Source organism: Tumebacillus avium, from assembly GCF_002162355.1.
In the GTDB taxonomy this organism is placed as follows: Bacteria; Bacillota; Bacilli; order Tumebacillales; family Tumebacillaceae; genus Tumebacillus_A; species Tumebacillus_A avium.
In genome coordinates this window covers 4,757,619-4,773,212 of record NZ_CP021434.1, presented here as the reverse complement: position 1 = coordinate 4,773,212, position 15,594 = coordinate 4,757,619, and the positions used below count along the sequence as shown (strand labels likewise).

Annotated in this window: 17 protein-coding genes; 9 read left to right on the top strand and 8 right to left on the bottom strand. The window is 59.2% G+C overall.

Annotated elements, in window-relative coordinates; translation table 11 throughout:
• Positions 1 to 7: 7 nt before the first annotated feature.
• The 6 genes from CBW65_RS22180 to CBW65_RS24430 all read left to right on the top strand — a co-directional run bounded on the left by CBW65_RS22180 (position 8) and on the right by CBW65_RS24430 (position 4,211).
• Positions 8 to 583 carry a DUF502 domain-containing protein gene (locus CBW65_RS22180; protein ID WP_087458736.1) on the top strand — a complete coding sequence of 192 codons (576 nt, stop codon included), beginning with the start codon at positions 8 to 10 and terminating at the stop codon, positions 581 to 583.
• The gene (locus CBW65_RS22175) at positions 580 to 1,983 is read left to right on the top strand and encodes a Na+/H+ antiporter NhaC family protein (RefSeq protein ID WP_087458735.1); all 1,404 of its coding nucleotides are present in this window, start codon (positions 580 to 582) and stop codon (positions 1,981 to 1,983) included. The genes CBW65_RS22180 and CBW65_RS22175 overlap by 4 nt, the downstream gene beginning before the upstream one ends.
• A 96-nt stretch (positions 1,984 to 2,079) precedes the next feature.
• Entirely contained in the window at positions 2,080 to 2,535 is a 456-nt protein-coding gene (locus CBW65_RS22170; protein ID WP_087458734.1) for a Fur family transcriptional regulator, read from the top strand.
• 122 nt (positions 2,536 to 2,657) lie between these two features.
• Positions 2,658 to 3,116, top strand: a complete 459-nt coding sequence (locus CBW65_RS22165) for a Fur family transcriptional regulator (protein WP_087458733.1) — start codon at positions 2,658 to 2,660, stop codon at positions 3,114 to 3,116.
• 65 nt (positions 3,117 to 3,181) lie between these two features.
• Complete coding sequence (locus CBW65_RS22160) at positions 3,182 to 4,078, top strand: DMT family transporter (RefSeq protein WP_087458732.1); 897 nt, start codon at positions 3,182 to 3,184, stop codon at positions 4,076 to 4,078.
• Complete coding sequence (locus CBW65_RS24430; protein ID WP_157722123.1) at positions 4,041 to 4,211, top strand: hypothetical protein; 171 nt, start codon at positions 4,041 to 4,043, stop codon at positions 4,209 to 4,211. The genes CBW65_RS22160 and CBW65_RS24430 overlap by 38 nt, the downstream gene beginning before the upstream one ends.
• Before the next feature lie 24 nt (positions 4,212 to 4,235).
• On the opposite strand, the gene CBW65_RS22155 is transcribed toward CBW65_RS24430, so the two are convergent.
• Entirely contained in the window at positions 4,236 to 6,452 is a 2,217-nt protein-coding gene (locus CBW65_RS22155; RefSeq protein WP_087458731.1) for a cell division protein FtsA, read from the bottom strand.
• 25 nt (positions 6,453 to 6,477) lie between these two features.
• Positions 6,478 to 7,683, bottom strand: coding sequence for a threonine ammonia-lyase (gene ilvA, locus CBW65_RS22150; RefSeq protein WP_087458730.1), 1,206 nt, complete (start codon positions 7,681 to 7,683; stop codon positions 6,478 to 6,480).
• 186 nt (positions 7,684 to 7,869) lie between these two features.
• Here ilvA and hisC point away from each other — a divergent pair, with 186 nt between their 5' ends.
• Together hisC and CBW65_RS22140 are read left to right on the top strand one after the other, a co-directional pair.
• Entirely contained in the window at positions 7,870 to 8,991 is a 1,122-nt protein-coding gene (gene hisC / locus CBW65_RS22145; protein WP_087458729.1) for a histidinol-phosphate transaminase, read from the top strand.
• A 49-nt stretch (positions 8,992 to 9,040) separates the two neighbouring features.
• Positions 9,041 to 10,129 carry a bifunctional 3-deoxy-7-phosphoheptulonate synthase/chorismate mutase gene (locus tag CBW65_RS22140; RefSeq protein ID WP_087458728.1) on the top strand — a complete coding sequence of 363 codons (1,089 nt, stop codon included), beginning with the start codon at positions 9,041 to 9,043 and terminating at the stop codon, positions 10,127 to 10,129.
• A gap of 50 nt (positions 10,130 to 10,179) precedes the next feature.
• On the opposite strand, the gene CBW65_RS22135 is transcribed toward CBW65_RS22140, so the two are convergent.
• Both CBW65_RS22135 and CBW65_RS22130 read right to left on the bottom strand, forming a co-directional pair.
• Positions 10,180 to 10,824, bottom strand: a complete 645-nt coding sequence (locus CBW65_RS22135) for a YcnI family copper-binding membrane protein (RefSeq protein ID WP_087458727.1) — start codon at positions 10,822 to 10,824, stop codon at positions 10,180 to 10,182.
• A gap of 20 nt (positions 10,825 to 10,844) precedes the next feature.
• Positions 10,845 to 12,080 (bottom strand): copper resistance CopC/CopD family protein, encoded by a 1,236-nt coding sequence (locus CBW65_RS22130; protein ID WP_087458726.1) that lies wholly within the window; start codon positions 12,078 to 12,080, stop codon positions 10,845 to 10,847.
• A 173-nt stretch (positions 12,081 to 12,253) separates the two neighbouring features.
• Here CBW65_RS22130 and CBW65_RS22125 point away from each other — a divergent pair, with 173 nt between their 5' ends.
• The gene (locus CBW65_RS22125) at positions 12,254 to 12,970 is read left to right on the top strand and encodes an urease accessory protein UreH domain-containing protein (RefSeq protein ID WP_087458725.1); all 717 of its coding nucleotides are present in this window, start codon (positions 12,254 to 12,256) and stop codon (positions 12,968 to 12,970) included.
• Positions 12,971 to 13,012: 42 nt separating this feature from the next.
• Here CBW65_RS22125 and CBW65_RS22120 read toward each other — a convergent pair whose 3' ends face one another.
• From CBW65_RS22120 to CBW65_RS22105, 4 genes are all read right to left on the bottom strand, one after another.
• Positions 13,013 to 13,663 (bottom strand): response regulator, encoded by a 651-nt coding sequence (locus tag CBW65_RS22120; RefSeq protein ID WP_087458724.1) that lies wholly within the window; start codon positions 13,661 to 13,663, stop codon positions 13,013 to 13,015.
• Complete coding sequence (locus CBW65_RS22115) at positions 13,660 to 14,469, bottom strand: sensor histidine kinase (protein ID WP_087458723.1); 810 nt, start codon at positions 14,467 to 14,469, stop codon at positions 13,660 to 13,662. The genes CBW65_RS22120 and CBW65_RS22115 overlap by 4 nt, the downstream gene beginning before the upstream one ends.
• A gap of 69 nt (positions 14,470 to 14,538) precedes the next feature.
• The gene (locus CBW65_RS22110; protein WP_087458722.1) at positions 14,539 to 15,015 is read right to left on the bottom strand and encodes a DUF1269 domain-containing protein; all 477 of its coding nucleotides are present in this window, start codon (positions 15,013 to 15,015) and stop codon (positions 14,539 to 14,541) included.
• Positions 15,016 to 15,025: 10 nt separating this feature from the next.
• Complete coding sequence (locus tag CBW65_RS22105; RefSeq protein ID WP_087458721.1) at positions 15,026 to 15,574, bottom strand: c-type cytochrome; 549 nt, start codon at positions 15,572 to 15,574, stop codon at positions 15,026 to 15,028.
• Positions 15,575 to 15,594: the final 20 nt, after the last annotated feature.

Here is a 15,594-nt window from a genome sequence, read left to right as displayed (position 1 = left end):
GAAAGTCATGTGGCGTAGTTTGTTGAAATTTTTCATGAACGGGATCTTGACCATCGTGCCGATCGGCCTGGTGGTCTATGTAGTAGTGCAGAGCTTTCAGTTTCTGGACAGTCTGCTCGGGAACACGCTGCGGGCGAAGATCGGCGATGTGTACGTGCCGGGATTTGGCATTTTGCTGACTCTCGTGCTGATCACGCTGGTCGGCTGGCTGACCACGCACTGGTTCAGCGCGCAGCTGATCGGGATCGTCGAATCGATCTTGCAGCGCATTCCCTTTGTCAAAACGCTCTATAAAGTGATCCGCGAAACGATCGAGTCGTTTGTCGGCGAGAAAAAATCGTTTTCGAAAGTGGCGCTCGTCACCTTGCCGAACAACCCGATGAAGATGCTTGGCTTCGTCACCACCGAAAACGTGGCCAAACTCAGCGACAAACTGGCCGACCACATCGCGATCTATGTGCCGCAGACGTTCCAGGTCGCGGGCGTGACGTTCCTCGTGCCCAAGGAGCATGTACAGATTCTCGACGTGCCGCCGGAAGAAGCGATGCGCTTTATTCTGTCGGGCGGTGTATCCGGCTCATGAGTTCCGGGGAAGCACAAGCAGCAGGACGGAGTTTTTCGTTTGGCATGGCGGCGCTGCCGTTTCTGTGCAGCATCACCGGGCTGTTGCTCTGCATCTATGTGCTGAGGCTGCCGCTGTATCTGGCGTTGTTACTGGGGTGGGGTGTGGCGGTGGCGATCGCTGCGCTCCACCGCTTTTCGTGGCGAATGGTGCTGCGCGGCAGCTGGCAGGGCATGAAGAGCACGCTGATCGTCATCGGCATTCTGCTCTTGATCGCCGGACTGATCTCGTCCTGGCTGATCGCCGGGACGGTGCCGGGGCTGATCTTTTACGGCATGCAGTTTATTCGGCCGGAATATCTCGTCGTGATGGCATTTTTGCTGACGGCAGGCACGTCGGTCGTGCTGGGGTCGTCGGTCGGCACCTTGTCCACGATGGGGGCGGCGATCGCCGGTCTTGGGATGGTGTTTGGCATCTCGCCTGCGCTGATCGGCGGCGCGCTGATCTCCGGGGCGATGGTCGGCGACCGCATGTCGCCGGTGTCGGGCGCGTTTCATCTGCTCTCCGCGATGACCTCGACGAAGGCGGAAGACAATTATAAGCCGCTGTTGTCGACCGGGCTGCCGATGCTGTTGATCTGCACGGGGCTCTTTTTCTGGCTTGGGCACGGCGCAGGTTCGGGCGCGCCGGCCGATCCGTTAAACACGCCGCTGGTCAGCGCCTTGACCGGTCAATACGAGTTGCCGTGGTACGTGCTGATCCCGCCGGCGCTCGTGCTGCTCTTGGCGGCGCTGCGAGTGCCGATCCGCTGGAACCTGTCGCTTGGCATCCTGATCGGCGCTGTGTTGGCCGTTTGGGTGCAGGGCGAATCTTGGGCGGCGGTGCTGCGCGCGGTGTGGCTCGGCTATGAGCTGAAACAAGGCGGAGCGGCGCTGCTGCACGGCGGCGGGGTGTGGCCGATGCTGAACCAGGTGCTGCTGATCTTCTGCGCCGGGATGCTCAATGGGGTGATGGAAGCGACCGGCATGATGCAGACCCTGTTGCAAAAGCTGCTCGGACGCATTCAGCGCTACCTGGGGCTGATATTCTCCTCGGTGCTCTTGTCGGTGTCGATGGCCTTGCTCGCCTGCAACCAGGCGCTGGCGATCATCGTGCCGGGCCGTGCGCTGCGTCCCGTCTATGACCGTCTGCAGGTGCCACCCACTGAACTGGTGCGCGCGCTTGGCGATTCCGGGGTGGTCGCTTCGGCGCTGATCCCGTGGAACCTGCATGGCATCTTATGCTCGGCCGCGATGGGGATCGCGACGACGACGTATTTTCCGTATGCCTTTTATCTCTGGGGCCTCCCGGTTTTAACTCTTTTATTGTCCATTTGGAAGAATCGATTGAATTCTAACAGGATTATGACGATTCTCAATTGACAAGCGATTGTAGAGTTAGTAATATTTAAAGTGGATGGGGTTATCTTTTGTAATAGACAATTTTTTGTTGCAAGGGAGAGAAAGAGGGGGGTACAAATGAAAAGGAAAAGCTACAGTCAGTCGCTCGCTGATCTGAAAAGCCGCGGTATTCGTCTGACACCTCAGAGACAAGTCATCTTGCAGTATCTGAAGGAAACCGAGGCACATCCGACAGCGGAGCAGGTGTACCAGAAAATAGGGGAGCAGTTCCCAGGCATTTCGCTGGCGACTGTGTACAACACCTTGAACATGCTTAAGGAGTTAGGGGTAATCCGCGAATTGTCGTATGGAGATGTCTCCAGCCGTTACGACGGCAACGATTCGGAGCATGCACACCTGGTGTGCGAACACTGCGGCCAAGTGCTGGACATCGCAACTCCGCCTGAAGAGGCGGTCATCACCCAGAATATACAACAAGCCGGATTTACGGTGTCTTCATATCGCTTGGAGTACTATGGAACTTGTGGGTCGTGCGTGCAGAGCACACCGTACCAAAAGGATCACGCTTCGTAAGCACATGATTCCATATGCATGAAAGAGCCTGCACAGGGGTGTGCAGGCTCTTTTCTTGTGTGCGCGTTTTCTGGTACAATGGAATCATTATAAGAATTCACATACTGGTGAGGTGAAGCGAGATGCAGAGAAGCACGTTTACCGAATCGCTCGCGGATCTGAAGTCTCGCGGTGTGCGTCTGACTCCGCAGCGGCAGATGATCCTGCGTTATTTGAAAGAGACGCACGAACATCCAACAGCCGAACAGATTTATCATCAGGTCTGCCAGGAGTTTTCCGGAATCAGCATGGCGACCGTTTACAATACCCTGCACCGCCTGAAGGAGCTTGGCGTGATCCGCGAGCTGTCCTATGGCGACATGTCGAGCCGCTATGACGGCAACGACTCGGAGCACGCCCATCTGGTCTGCGAAGGCTGCGGCAAAGTCAGCGACGTGCCGTGCCCGCCGAAATCAAGCTTGGAGATGCCGGAGCTGGCCGCGCTTGGCTATGCGGTCGGATCGTACCGGCTGGAGTTTTACGGCATTTGCCCGAGCTGCCAGGCGCATGAGGTGCATCCGCAGGAGTCTGAGCTCAACTAAAGCGTCCCGTCTGTGCGGGGCGTTTTTTATCGGAAAGCTTTGTGAGTAGAAAGGAGCAGGCGAGGATGGGATACGTGTTTGTGGTCGCCGCGATGCTGATCTGGGGCAGCGTGGGGATCTTTGGGCGCTGGGCCGACCAGCCGGCGACGGTGATCGTGCTGTACCGCGTGCTGTCCGCGTTTGCCGTTTTGGGGCTGTATCAAATTGTGCGCGGCGGCGGGTTGCGCCGCGCGTGGCAAGAAGGAGCCGGGCAGTACGGCTGGGTGCTGTTTGGCGGCGTGGTGTTGGCGCTGAACTGGATCTTCTTTTTCCAGGCGGTGCAGATGACGTCGATGGCCAACGCGGTGCTGTCTTATTATGTAGCGCCAGTGCTGGTCACGGTGCTCGCTCCGCTGGTGTTAAAAGAGAAGTTGGAGCGGCGCACGCTGATTTTTGTCGGGATGGCGTTTCTGGGGACGCTGATCATGAACCCGCTTGGTGAAGTGGGCGGCGATCATCTGCTTGGCATGCTGTCCGGACTGACCGCAGCGTTTTTCTACGCGATGGTGACGATCTCCGGGAAAAAGGTGACCGGGATGCAGGCGCACACGCTGGTGCTCTGGCAGACCGGGACGGCGTCTGTCGTGCTGCTGCCGTATGTGCTGTGGCAGGGGATGGCGCTGCCGTCGCTCGGGTCGCTTGGCGTGATGGTGTCGATCGGCGTGGTGCATACGGCGCTGGCCCTGACCTTGTATTTCCTCGGCTTGAACCGGGTGAAAGTGCAGCACGTCGGAGTGCTCGGCTATCTGGACCCGGTGAGTGCAATCTTGTTCGCCTACCTGTTTTTTGCGGAAGCGCCAAGTATGGAAACCTGGATTGGTGGAAGCCTAATTCTGGTAAGTTCCTACTTGATTTTGCGCAGCAAGGAAACGGGAGGAAGTCTCGATGGCAGCGAAGAAAAAGCGCAGAATGCGACTGGTTGAAAAAGGGACCTTGTACTTCATCTTGCTTGGCGGTCTGGTCGGCGTGGCGTTTATGTTTTACCTGAATGCGAACGTTGACGACTGGAACGTAAACATGGAAAGCGAAAAAGCCCATTCCCTCCACGCGAAGTGAGGGAACGGGCTTTTTGTTTTTGGGTTAGACCCACTCCATGATGATCAGGTCGCCGTGTTTGATCGGTGTCAGGAACGTCGCAGGCAGCGCGTTGACCGTCAGCTTCAGGTCGAGCGCGCCGGGCGGACGTTCGTCTTCGATGCGGATGTAGCGGAACAGGTCGCTGAGCACCGGCTGCCACTCCGGCGTTTCAGCGCCCTCGCCTCCGCCCGGTGGCTGCTGCTGGAAGATCAGCGTGTCGCCGTCGCGAACGAGCTCGTCGAGCGTGGCCGGCTTGCCGTTCAGATAGATCGGCGGGCGCGGGCCTTCGAGGTTGATCGGGCGGTTGTTGCAAAGCACGCCGATCGTCATCCCCGGATGCAGGCTCTCATCGTAGAAGAAACGGACGTTGTAGATCGGGTCGGGCGCCGGGCCAAACTGCAAGACGTCGCCGTTTTGCACCTGCGACTCCAGCGTGGCCGGAGCGTCATTGACCAGCAGTTCGTAGGGTTGGTAAGGCAAGGTGACACTTTCGCCGTCGAGGGTGACGGTGAAGCCGTGCGGCAGGCTGAGCAGTTCCCGTTCGTAAGATTCGAGGGCGGGCAGCGCCTGTAGCACGTGTTCGACCGTCGTCGGACGCTCGATGGTGATCTTGGCGCGGTCGGTGACAAGCGTGTCGGGCGCGGCCAGCTCTCCGTTCATCAGCAGGCGGGCCGGCAGCACATACTCGTCGCCGCGGAAAAAGACGGACAGCGGTGCAGGCAGCAGGTGCGCGGGCAAAATATCGCCGATCGCGGCAGACGCATCTTGTCCGGACACGCCGCCGACCACTTCCAGCTCATCGCCGTGCTGGATGACGTCATCGAGCTTGGCGGGCTGTCCGTTTAACAACAGCTGTGCCGGGGTGCCGAGCGTCCCGCGTATGACGTGCAACTGGCCCTGCACTTCGACGCTCAAGGCGAGGCCGGGTCGGCCGTGCAGCTTGCGGATGTCGACATCAGCGGCGATCAGAGCGTCGCCGACGGTGATCTGGCGGAACTCGAACAGGCGCAGCGACTTGCCGTTGACGTGAATCGCCACCGAGGAGACGGGATGCTGCAGCGCCGCCAGCGCGATGCCGATCGGTGTGACCGCCTGCGGGCCGGACAATGCCTCGTGCTGGGCGGCGAGCTGTTTGATCGCGTCGGTGCCGCGAATGGCGACACGCTCCTTGGGCAGCTTCAGCTCGGCAGCAAGCAACGGGCCGAGCATCGGCGTCTGCGAACCGCCGCCGACCAGCATGACGGCGGCGGGGGCCTTGTTGTTGAGCTTAAACACTTCGTAGGCGATCTGCGTTGCGAGGCTGCGCACTTCTTCCTGGATCGATTCGATCACGTCGCGCGCAGGCAGGTCATATTCCATGCCCAGCACGTCGGTGAACTGGACCTGCTCGTTGGTCATCAGGCGGCGCTTGAGCAGCTCCGCGTCCGGGAAGTCGAGCAGGTGGCGCTGCGACAGAGCTTCGGTGATCTCATCGCCTGCGACCGGCACCATGCCATATGCGACGACGGTGCCTTCCGCAGTCAATGCGATGTCAGATGTGCCCGCGCCGATGTCGACGAGCACGAGGTTTAATTTGCGCATCGAAGGCGGGATCAAGGCGTTGATCGCCGCAATCGGCTCCAAAGTCAACGCGGCCATCTCCAAGTCGGCACGCTCCAAGGCCATCTGCAGGGAGTCGATGACGACGCGGGGCAGGAAGGTGGCGATGATCTCCACGCTGGCCTTCAAGCCAAACTGGTCTTCGAGCGACCCGATCACGCTGTCGTCGAGCAGGTAGTGGACGACGGTGTAGCCGACACAGTGATAGCGCGCCGCGTCGGGCGCAAGATCCTGCAGTTGACGCTCCGCCTGCTGGACGGCGGTCAGTTCGAGGGCGAGGATGACCTCGCGGGTGATGCGCTCGCCTTGAATGTCGCGGTCGACGCGGGTGCGGATCGTTTTCAAGGAACGGCCGGCGGCGGCCACCGCGACTTTGCGCAGCGGGCCGGTCGATTGCTCCAATTCCGCTTTTACTTTGCGAATCACATCGGCGACGAGGGCAACATCGTGAATCTGCCCGTCGAGCATGGCGCGGGTGGCGTGCTCTTTTTCTACAGTGGCGGCGACTTCGAGCAGCCCGTCTCCATTAAAGCGGGCGACGAGTCCAACCACGGTGCGCGTGCCGATGTCGAGCGCAAAGATCTGTTCTTCCTGCCGATGTTGCAAGTCGTACTGGGTCAAGGTCAAGACCCCCTTTTCAAAAAGATTATCGGGTGATGACCGAGAAGCCTTTTTCCTGTAAACGCTTCAAAATCCGGTCCTGGTGCGCATGGTCGCGCGTTTCGATGTCGATCTCGACTTCCGCTTCGCCAAGCATAACGCGGGAGCCCATGCGATGGTGCTGAATGCCGATGATGTTGGCGCGCTCGGTGGCGAAGATGCCGAGGATCTCCTGCAGCACGCCCGGCTTGTCGGGCACGGTGGTGTTGATGCGCAGGTAGCGGCCCGCTTCGACGAGGCCGCGCTCGATGATGCGCGACAAGAAGTTGACGTCGACGTTGCCGCCGGAGATCAGCACGGCGGTCTTCTTGTCGCGGAAGGGCAGCTTGTCGTAGAGCGCGGCAGCCAGTCCGGTCGCGCCCGCTCCTTCGACGACCATCTTGTTGCGCTCGACGGCGAGCAGCATGGCGCGGGCGATCTCTTCTTCTTCGACGGTGACGATGTGGTCGACATACTGCCGGGTCAGCTGGTAGGTGATGTCGCCGGGGCGGCGCACGCAGATGCCGTCGGCGATCGTCGCGACCGTTTCCAAAGTGCCGATCTCGCCTGCGTCGATCGACGTCTTCATGCAGGCAGCACCTGCCGCTTCCACGCCGACGATCTGAATGTCCGGCTTGGCGAGCTTGGCGGCGAGCGCGATGCCTGCGATCAGACCGCCGCCGCCGACCGGAGCGACCAGCACGTCGATGTCGGGGAGCTGTTCCAGCACTTCCAGCGCGATCGTGCCCTGTCCGGCGATCACCGCCGGGTCGTCAAAGGCGTGCACGAACGTCATGCCGCGCTCTTGCTGCAGCTCCAGCGCTTTGGCGTACGCTTCGTCATAGTTGCTGCCGTGCAGGATGACCTGTGCGCCATAGCGGGCGGTCGCTTCGACTTTGGAAAGCGGCGCCGCTTCCGGCATGACGATGATGCAGGGGATGCCGGCGTTGTTGGCGCCGTAGGCGACGCCTTGGGCATGGTTGCCCGCCGAAGCGGCGATCACGCCGTGCTGGCGCTCCGCATCGGTCAAGGTGGCGATCTTGTGGAACGCGCCGCGGATTTTGAAGGAGCCCGTCTTCTGCAAGTTCTCCAGCTTCATATAAATCTCGTTGTGCGACAGATCGGAGAACGTCTTCGAATAGTCGAGCGGAGTGTTGTGAATCACGCCTTGCAAATTCGCGCGGGCGGCGAGGAAATCGGTCATTGTAAGCACGAGGGAGCACACCTTTCTCTGAGGACACTTCTATTGTCAATGGTTTTTTTATGTGCTATAATCAGGATTAAAATTTGTCACTTTGACGTGTTACAGCAAAAAAGCACCAGACAAAAGCTGACAAGTTTCTCCTTCATTCTACCATGAAATTCATGCATGAAAACAGCGTTCGGGAGGCATCGGTCCATGTCACAAGAAATTTTGAACAACGTGCGGAAAAATCTGTTTGAGATCAAGCCTTATTCGCCGGGCAAGCCGATTTCCGACGTGAAGCGGGAGTTTGGCCTGACCGATGTCACCAAGCTTGCTTCCAACGAAAATCCGCTGGGTCCGTCGAAGAAAGCGCAAGCGGCGATTTTGGATGCGGTGGCGAATGTGAACCGCTATCCGGACGGCGGCGCCGTTTCCTTAAAGGAAGCTCTAAGCGCCAAAAGCGGCATTCCGGCCGGGCAGATTCTCGTCGGCAACGGGTCGGATGACCTGATCAAGCTGACTTCGGAGACGTTCCTGCATCCGGGCGATGAGATCGTTGTGCCGTCGCCGTCGTTTTCGCAGTATTGGTTTGGCGCGCAATTGATGGACGCCAAAACGGTGGCGGTGCCGCTGAAGTCCGATTTTGAGTACGACTTGGAAGCGATGCTGAACGCCGTGACGGACAAGACGAAAATTCTTTATCTCTGCTCGCCGAACAACCCGACCGGCACGTACATTCGCGAGGCTGACCTGCAGGCGTTTCTCGACCGGGTGCCGTCCCGCGTCCTGGTGATCCTCGACGAAGCGTATAATGAATACGTGACGGAAGGCGATTATGCACAAGGAATTGATTTCCTGAAGCGGGGGTACAATGTACTTGTCATGCGCACCTTCTCCAAGATGTACGCGCTGGCCGGACTGCGCCTCGGCTACATGTTTGGCCGTCCGGAAGTGCTCGATGCGATCAACCGCACGCGGGAGCCGTTTAATGTGAACATGCTGGCCCAGGTCGGCGCAGTCGCTGCGCTGGACGACGAGGAGCATGTCGAGGCGTCGCGAACGCTGAACCGCGCCGGGTATGAGCAGTTGCAGGGAGGGCTTGGCGCACTCGGGTACGAGACGGTGCCGACCCAAGGGAACTTCCTGATCTTTGATACACGTCAGGATGATAAGGAGTTATTTGACGCTCTTTTGCGTGAAGGCGTGATCACGCGCAGCGGGACTGCGCTTGGCATTCCGGGATATCTGCGCGTTTCGATCGGGCTGCAGGAAGAAAATGAGCGCTTCCTTACAGCTTTCGAAAAGGTGGTTTCCACCCTCGCGCAAAAGGTGTAGAATAAAAGTTGACTTGATCTAACAATGAGCTGAGGAGAGTGAGATGAGCATGAGCAAAGAGAGATTTGAGGAATTGCGCAGCCAACTAGATGAGGTGAACCTTGAGATTTTAGAGGTGCTGAACCGGCGCGCAGAGCTGGTATCGGAGATCGGTCTGCTCAAGAGCGGCAAGGGCACGGAGCGGTTTGACCCGATCCGTGAGAAGGAGATGCTGGACAAGGTGGTCGGCGCGAACAAGGGCCCGTTCCCTGACGATACGATCCGCCATCTGTTCAAGCAGATCTTCCAGGCATCGCTTGGGCTGCAGGAGGAAGAGAAGAAATCGCTGCTGATCTCCCGCAAGAACAAATCGCAGGATACGGTCGTGCAGGTCGGACCGCTGACCGTTGGCGGCGGCGCTCCGGTCATCATCTCCGGCCCGTGCTCCGTGGAGACGGAAGGGCAGATGGAGGCGGTCGCGTCGCATCTGAAAGGCGAAGGCATCCTGCTGTTGCGCGGCGGCGCTTACAAGCCGCGCACGTCGCCGTATGACTTCCAAGGTCTCGGCAAAGAGGGCTTGAAGATCCTGAGCGAGACGGCGAAGCGCCACGGCATGGTCTGCGTCTCGGAGATCGTCGCGCCGGAAGATGTGGAGATGGCGTGCGAGTATATCGACGTGATTCAGATCGGCGCGCGCAACATGCAGAACTTCGAGCTGCTGAAAGCGGCCGGTTCGGTGCGCAAGCCGGTGCTGCTCAAGCGCGGGCTGTCGGCGACGATCGAAGAGCTGCTCTATGCGGCGGAGTATATCGCGTCGCGCGGAAACGATCAGATCATTCTCTGCGAGCGCGGCATCCGCACCTATGAGAAGGCAACGCGCAACACGTTGGACATCTCGGCCGTGCCGATTTTGAAGCAGGAAACGCATCTGCCGGTCGTGGTCGACGTGTCACACTCGACCGGGCGCAAGGACATCATGCTCCCGATCGCCAAAGCTGCGATTGCGGTTGGCGCGGACGGCCTGATCGTCGAAACGCACAACGAGCCGGCTGTCGCGTTGTCCGATGCCAAGCAGCAGTTGGATCTGCAGCAGTTCAGCACGCTGATGAACCAGCTTCGCCAGAGCGGATTTTTGAAAGACGCTGTGCAAGCGAAGTAAATCAAGTAGATAGCAAAAGCCCTGACCGGATCGGTCAGGGCTTTTTTAGATTAGCGCTTGCGGAACAGGGAGATCAGCGAGACGAGGAGTGCTGCGCCAGAGAGGACGATCGGCCAGGTGTTGTTGGTGTCCGTGGTGCCTGCATCGGTGGCTGCCTCTTCTTCGTGGCTGTGTTCTTCCGTACCGCCGCCTGTGCCGCCGTGGTGGTCGTCGCCCGCTGCCGCTTGGGTCAGGGAGGTGACAGACGCCGGGTTGTCAGAATCGGGCGCGCCGGCCCACTCGACGACGGTGTTGTCCGCGTAGGTCTGGTACGCTTTGAAGACCAGCGTGCCTTCGCCCGCTTCTTGCGGGTTGGCGCCGACAAATTCAAACTCGACAAACTCATGCGGCTTGATGCCGCCGCCCGCAGCGGCCGTCCAGGTGACCGCTTTGTTGACGCCTTCGGAGTCTTTTTCAAACTCGTAGTTCCAGCCGGTGAGCGGCTTGACGGTGGAGACTTTCATCCCCGCCGGGAATTCGACTTTGACTTTGGTGGTGTTGACTTCTTTTTCGACCGGCACGCGCACGGTGTATTTTTCATAAGCGCCCGTCGTGGTTGCTTTCGGCCAGACGGTGACGTGAGCGGAAGCAGTCCCGGCAAGCAGAGTGAAGGCGGCAGTTGTGATCACAGCAGCAGCGATATGTTTCATTTTCATGTAGAGGTTCCTCCTCAAAGTTAGGGGTATGCGATCATGCTCATGACAACGCCGGCTAGGATGACCAGCAGGCCGAAGACCCATTCGATGCGCAGCAGCGGATAGGACAGCTTCTGCGCGTCTTTGCGCCAGCGCGTCGATTGCACCAGAGCAAGCGCCAGCATGATGGCCATCAGACTGATTTTGCTGAACAACAGCCCGCTCCACAGCGTTCCTGCCGCCAGCACTGCGCTCCAGTCGGTCTGCACGCCAACCATCAGCACGCCGGACAATGCGACCAAAAGCGACGAACCGAGGAATACGCGCAGGAAGAAGGAGCGGAAAAGGCTTTTCTCAAGAGGCCGCCGCCAGAGCAGCAGCAGGTAGAACAGTCCACCGACCCACAGTGCGATCGACAGCAGATGCAGCATGCGCAGGAGCAGCGCCAGCCACATCGGCTCGAGGGCCAGGGCATGGCCGCTTTGCGCCATATTCAGGGTCAGCAGGGTGAAGATCAGCGCCGGCCAGCTCTTCATCATGCCGGGCAGGGCCAGCAGCAGCAAGAGCAGCATTTGCAGAAGCACCGTCACCAGAAACGGCGTTTCGGTCAAAATCCCCAGTTCGCCTTGCTGGAACACGCGGCTCAGCGCATCGTCTTCCAGAATGATCAGCATGGTGATCAACTCACCGGCCGACAAGAGCAGCAGCAGCGCCCAGCCGGCTTTTTTCCAGCGTCCGAGCAGCTCAGACGCTTGCGGCACGTTCATGCGTTTGGCGTACAGAGACAACAGATACAGTCCGGCTGCCACCAGCAGGATGCTTTCGGCCGCATCGTGCGCGATGATGTGCACGGTGTCGACCGTTTCGGCGCTTCCCTCGCCTGCGGCGATCGGGGCGATGTTTTCCGAAACCTGTCCGAGCGCAAAGGACACTTCGCCGTCGATCAGATGGCCGTCCTCGGAGACCACGCTCCACAGCACGCGGTAACTGCCTTCTGGCAGACCGGCAGGAAGTTCGGCGTACGCTTCGGAGGCGTTGCCTTTGGTCAGCTGCGGCGGAGGCAGTTCGATCTGTTCGGCTTCCCAGTTATAAAGGTGCAGTTCGATGAGTTCGGGAGTTAAGGATTCGCTGAACAGCAGCTTCACCGCGCCGGGATTCTGCTGCAGCACTGCACCTTCTGAGGGCGTGCTTTGCAACAGCGTGGCATGGGCGAAGGCCGGGGTGGTGAACAGGCAGAGAAACAGCAGGCACAACCCAAGCAGCGCACTTTTCTTCATGGCGTCATCCCATTTCTTTCGTTTGTTCTGTATGCCTCTACTATACGTGCGGGACGCGGGGGGCTGTATGGCTCTATCGGGCTATCTTTGTGAACGGAGGATGTCGATTGTGAACATTTTCGATTGACGGAATACTCAGTTCCATGGAAAATGAAACACAAAGAGGTGAGATGATGGAAATAGAATTGTTCTCTGTGCTCGCATTCGGTTTCTTGCTCGGGATGAAGCATGCGATTGAACCGGACCATGTCATCGCCGTTTCGACGATCGCTTCGCAAAGCCAAAAGCTGTGGCGCGCCTCGCTGGCCGGGGTGTTCTGGGGCATCGGCCACACCGCGACGCTGTTTGCGGTCGGACTGATCCTGATGCTGATGAAAAATGAAATTCCGGAAATCCTGGCGATGTCGCTGGAGTTTACGGTCGGCATCATGCTCGTCTACCTCGGGCTGAACGCGGTGTTCAAATTCCGCAAACAAAAGGTTCACGCCCATGCACACACGCACGGCAGCGTGGAACACAATCATTTTCATTCGCATGAACAGCTATCCGCTCATGACCATCAACATCATCGCGTCTCCTATTTGAAATCGGTCTTTATCGGCTTTGTTCATGGTTTGGCAGGTAGTGCGGCGATGATGCTCCTGACGCTGGAGACGGTCGACACCGTCTGGCAGGCGATGTCGTTTATCCTGATCTTTGGCCTTGGCACGGTGATTTCCATGCTCCTGTTCACCACGGTGATCTCCGTCCCGTTCTTGCTGACACAGGACAAACCGCGCTTCCACAAGGTGCTGATCCGCACGACCGGCGCGTTTTCCGCCGTATTTGGCGTGTATTACATGTACGGTGTCGGCGTCACCGACGGCCTGTTCAAACTCTGGTTCTCGTAAACATATGCAGTATCGGCAAAAAAGCCATGATCTTTTCACAGATCATGGCTTTTCCCGTTGAAATCCGTGCCGCACCGCATAGGCGGCGAGCTGCACGCGATTGTCGAGATTTAATTTGTCGAGGATGTTCTTGATGTGGTTCTTCACGGTGTTTTCGGCGATGACGAGCTGCTCGGCGACCTGCTTGTTCGTGTCGCCCCCTGCCACACAGGCGAGGATTTCCCGTTCGCGCCCGGTCAGCAGGGAGGGTGACGGCTCATCGGGTGCTTTTTCCGTCCGGAAGCTGTGCATCAGCCGGCCGGCCATCTCGCGGGGGATCTCGCCGTTTTCGTCGAGCAGGGCATGCAGGTAATGCATCCAGTCGTCCGGGTTGAGGTTCTTCAGCAGGTAGCCTTGGGCCCCATATTGGATCGCCGTAAACAGGTCGGCCACATCATCAGACACGGTCAGCATGACGATCTTGACGGCGCTGTTCGCCTTTTTGATCAGGCGGGTCGCTTCCAGTCCGCTCAGCTTCGGCATGTGGATGTCCATCAGCACGAGGTCGGGCGACAGTTCGGCGCAGAGGTCGACCGCCTCCTGCCCGTTTTTGGCAACGCCTACCAGTTCAAACGGTTCGACGCCTTCGAGCAGCGTCCGCACGGCATCGCGGGACAAGGGATGGTCGTCGGCGATCAGCACACGGCAGGTCATCGTCCCAGCCTCCCTTTGCACGAGGTGAACATCAGCTGCGTTCCGCCGGCGGGCGTCCGTGCGATATCAAACGCAGCGCCAAGCTTCTGCGCCCGCTCTTCCATCATCGCCAGACCGTACCCTTTGCGCGCTTCGGGCAGGGCTGTGATGCCGCGTCCGTCATCGGCGATCACCAGTTGCCAGCCGCCGGTCGGAGTGTCCTGCAGGATCAGCTCGGCCTGTCGGGCGCCGGAGTGCTTGCGGATGTTGGCAAACGCCTCCTGGATGATGCCAAACAGCTGCACCTGCTCCGTCGCGGAAAAAGTGTTGTCGGGCAGCTCCAACTGCGGGTTGACGTCGATGCCGGTCAGCGTGGTGAAGTCATCGAGCCATTTTTCCAGCCGCAGCCGCAGGGAACTGCCCGCTTCGGGCAAGGCGCGGAGGTTGAAGATCGCCTGGCGCACCTGCTGGTCGATGGTGGAGACGGCAGCGCTCGCTTCGTCGAGCTTGCCTTTTTTTAATTTTACGTTCAGGAAAAACAGGGTCTGGGCAATTCCGTCATGCAGTTCCTGCGCGAGGCGTTCCCGCTCTTCGTACACGGCGCGTTTGGCCTGCTCTTCGGCGAGGCGGGCGGTGATGCGCTCCAGTTTGCGGAACATCCACGTGGCAAAGAGAAACGATAAGATCAGCGTAAGTATGGTGATATAAAGATTGCCTTCTTCCATCGTCATCACATCGAGCAGATAGTCATGCCGGATGTATTCGAAGCCGCCGATCAGAAAGGTGGGCAGCAGGATGCTGAACATCTTGAGTGTGCGGTACGTCATAGCAACCGTCCTTTTTGTCAGAATCGCTTCTAACGTACCACTCCCTTACTCATCTGGCAATCACTCCGCTCAGCGCACCAGCACCGAGTCTGCGCCGTGGTCTTGGAAGAGCTGTTCGACCATTGGGCGGTTGTCGTCGGTCACTTCGGCGGTGAGCAGGATCTTGCCGTGCGCGACCTGGTCGTGGTAGTGCTGGGCGTTGGGCGGCGAGATGCCGATGTCGACGAGCGCGCCGACCATCCCGCCGCTCCACGAGCCGTAAAAGGCGCCGGCCAGCGGCCCCAGCGTAATCAGCAGGTTGCCAGCCGTCGGATAGAGGGCGCTGGCGAATCCGGCGGTGAGGCCAAGCACCGCGCCGATGCCGGTGCCGATCAAGGTGCCGTCGACGATGTTGTCCGTCTCGTGCTGCTCTTCCACATAGTCGGGCAGCTGATCCGCTTTGGTGATCGCGGAGACTTTGTCCTGCGGCACATAAGGGGACAAGGCGGAGATCACCGCCCGTGCCGCTTCCTGTGTCTCAAACAAACCAAACACGTGTTGTGCCATCCCGTTCACCTCACTTTAAGGTTTTGATGTAGAGAAAGAGCGACTCGATCTGCTTGTCGTTGATGCCGAGGCTGGGCGGCGCGGGCATGCCTTTTTCCGGGCGGCCGTTATGCAGCACCGTTTTCAGCCCTTCATCGCCCAGGCGGGTGTACGCGCCGGCCATGCCGGGGCCGATCTTGCGTTCGGCAGTGGTGTTGTGGCAGGCCGCACAGGAGGTGGCAAACGTTTCCGCGCCCACTTCCACCGACGGTTCGGCGGACGGCGCAGCTTGCATCCGGTCATCGGTCGGCGCGGCGAACAAGGCGTAATACAAGCCCCAAACGGCGAGGGCGGCGTAGACGACTTTTAAGAATTTCGGGACTTTGGCATGTCCCATCTTGATATCGGAGACGACGTCGTAGTGGCCTTTGTCTCGGTGCGTCTCCACTTCTTCATCGGTCATAAAGACTTGCGACTGCGGAGTTGGCGCCGGAGTCTCGGGCGTCTGTTTCTCAGGGTCCTCCGCAAACTTGCCGGCGGTATCCTTCGTTTGATCGTTGGGATCGCGCGGGTCTGCCATTTGCGTGCCCCTCCTTTCTC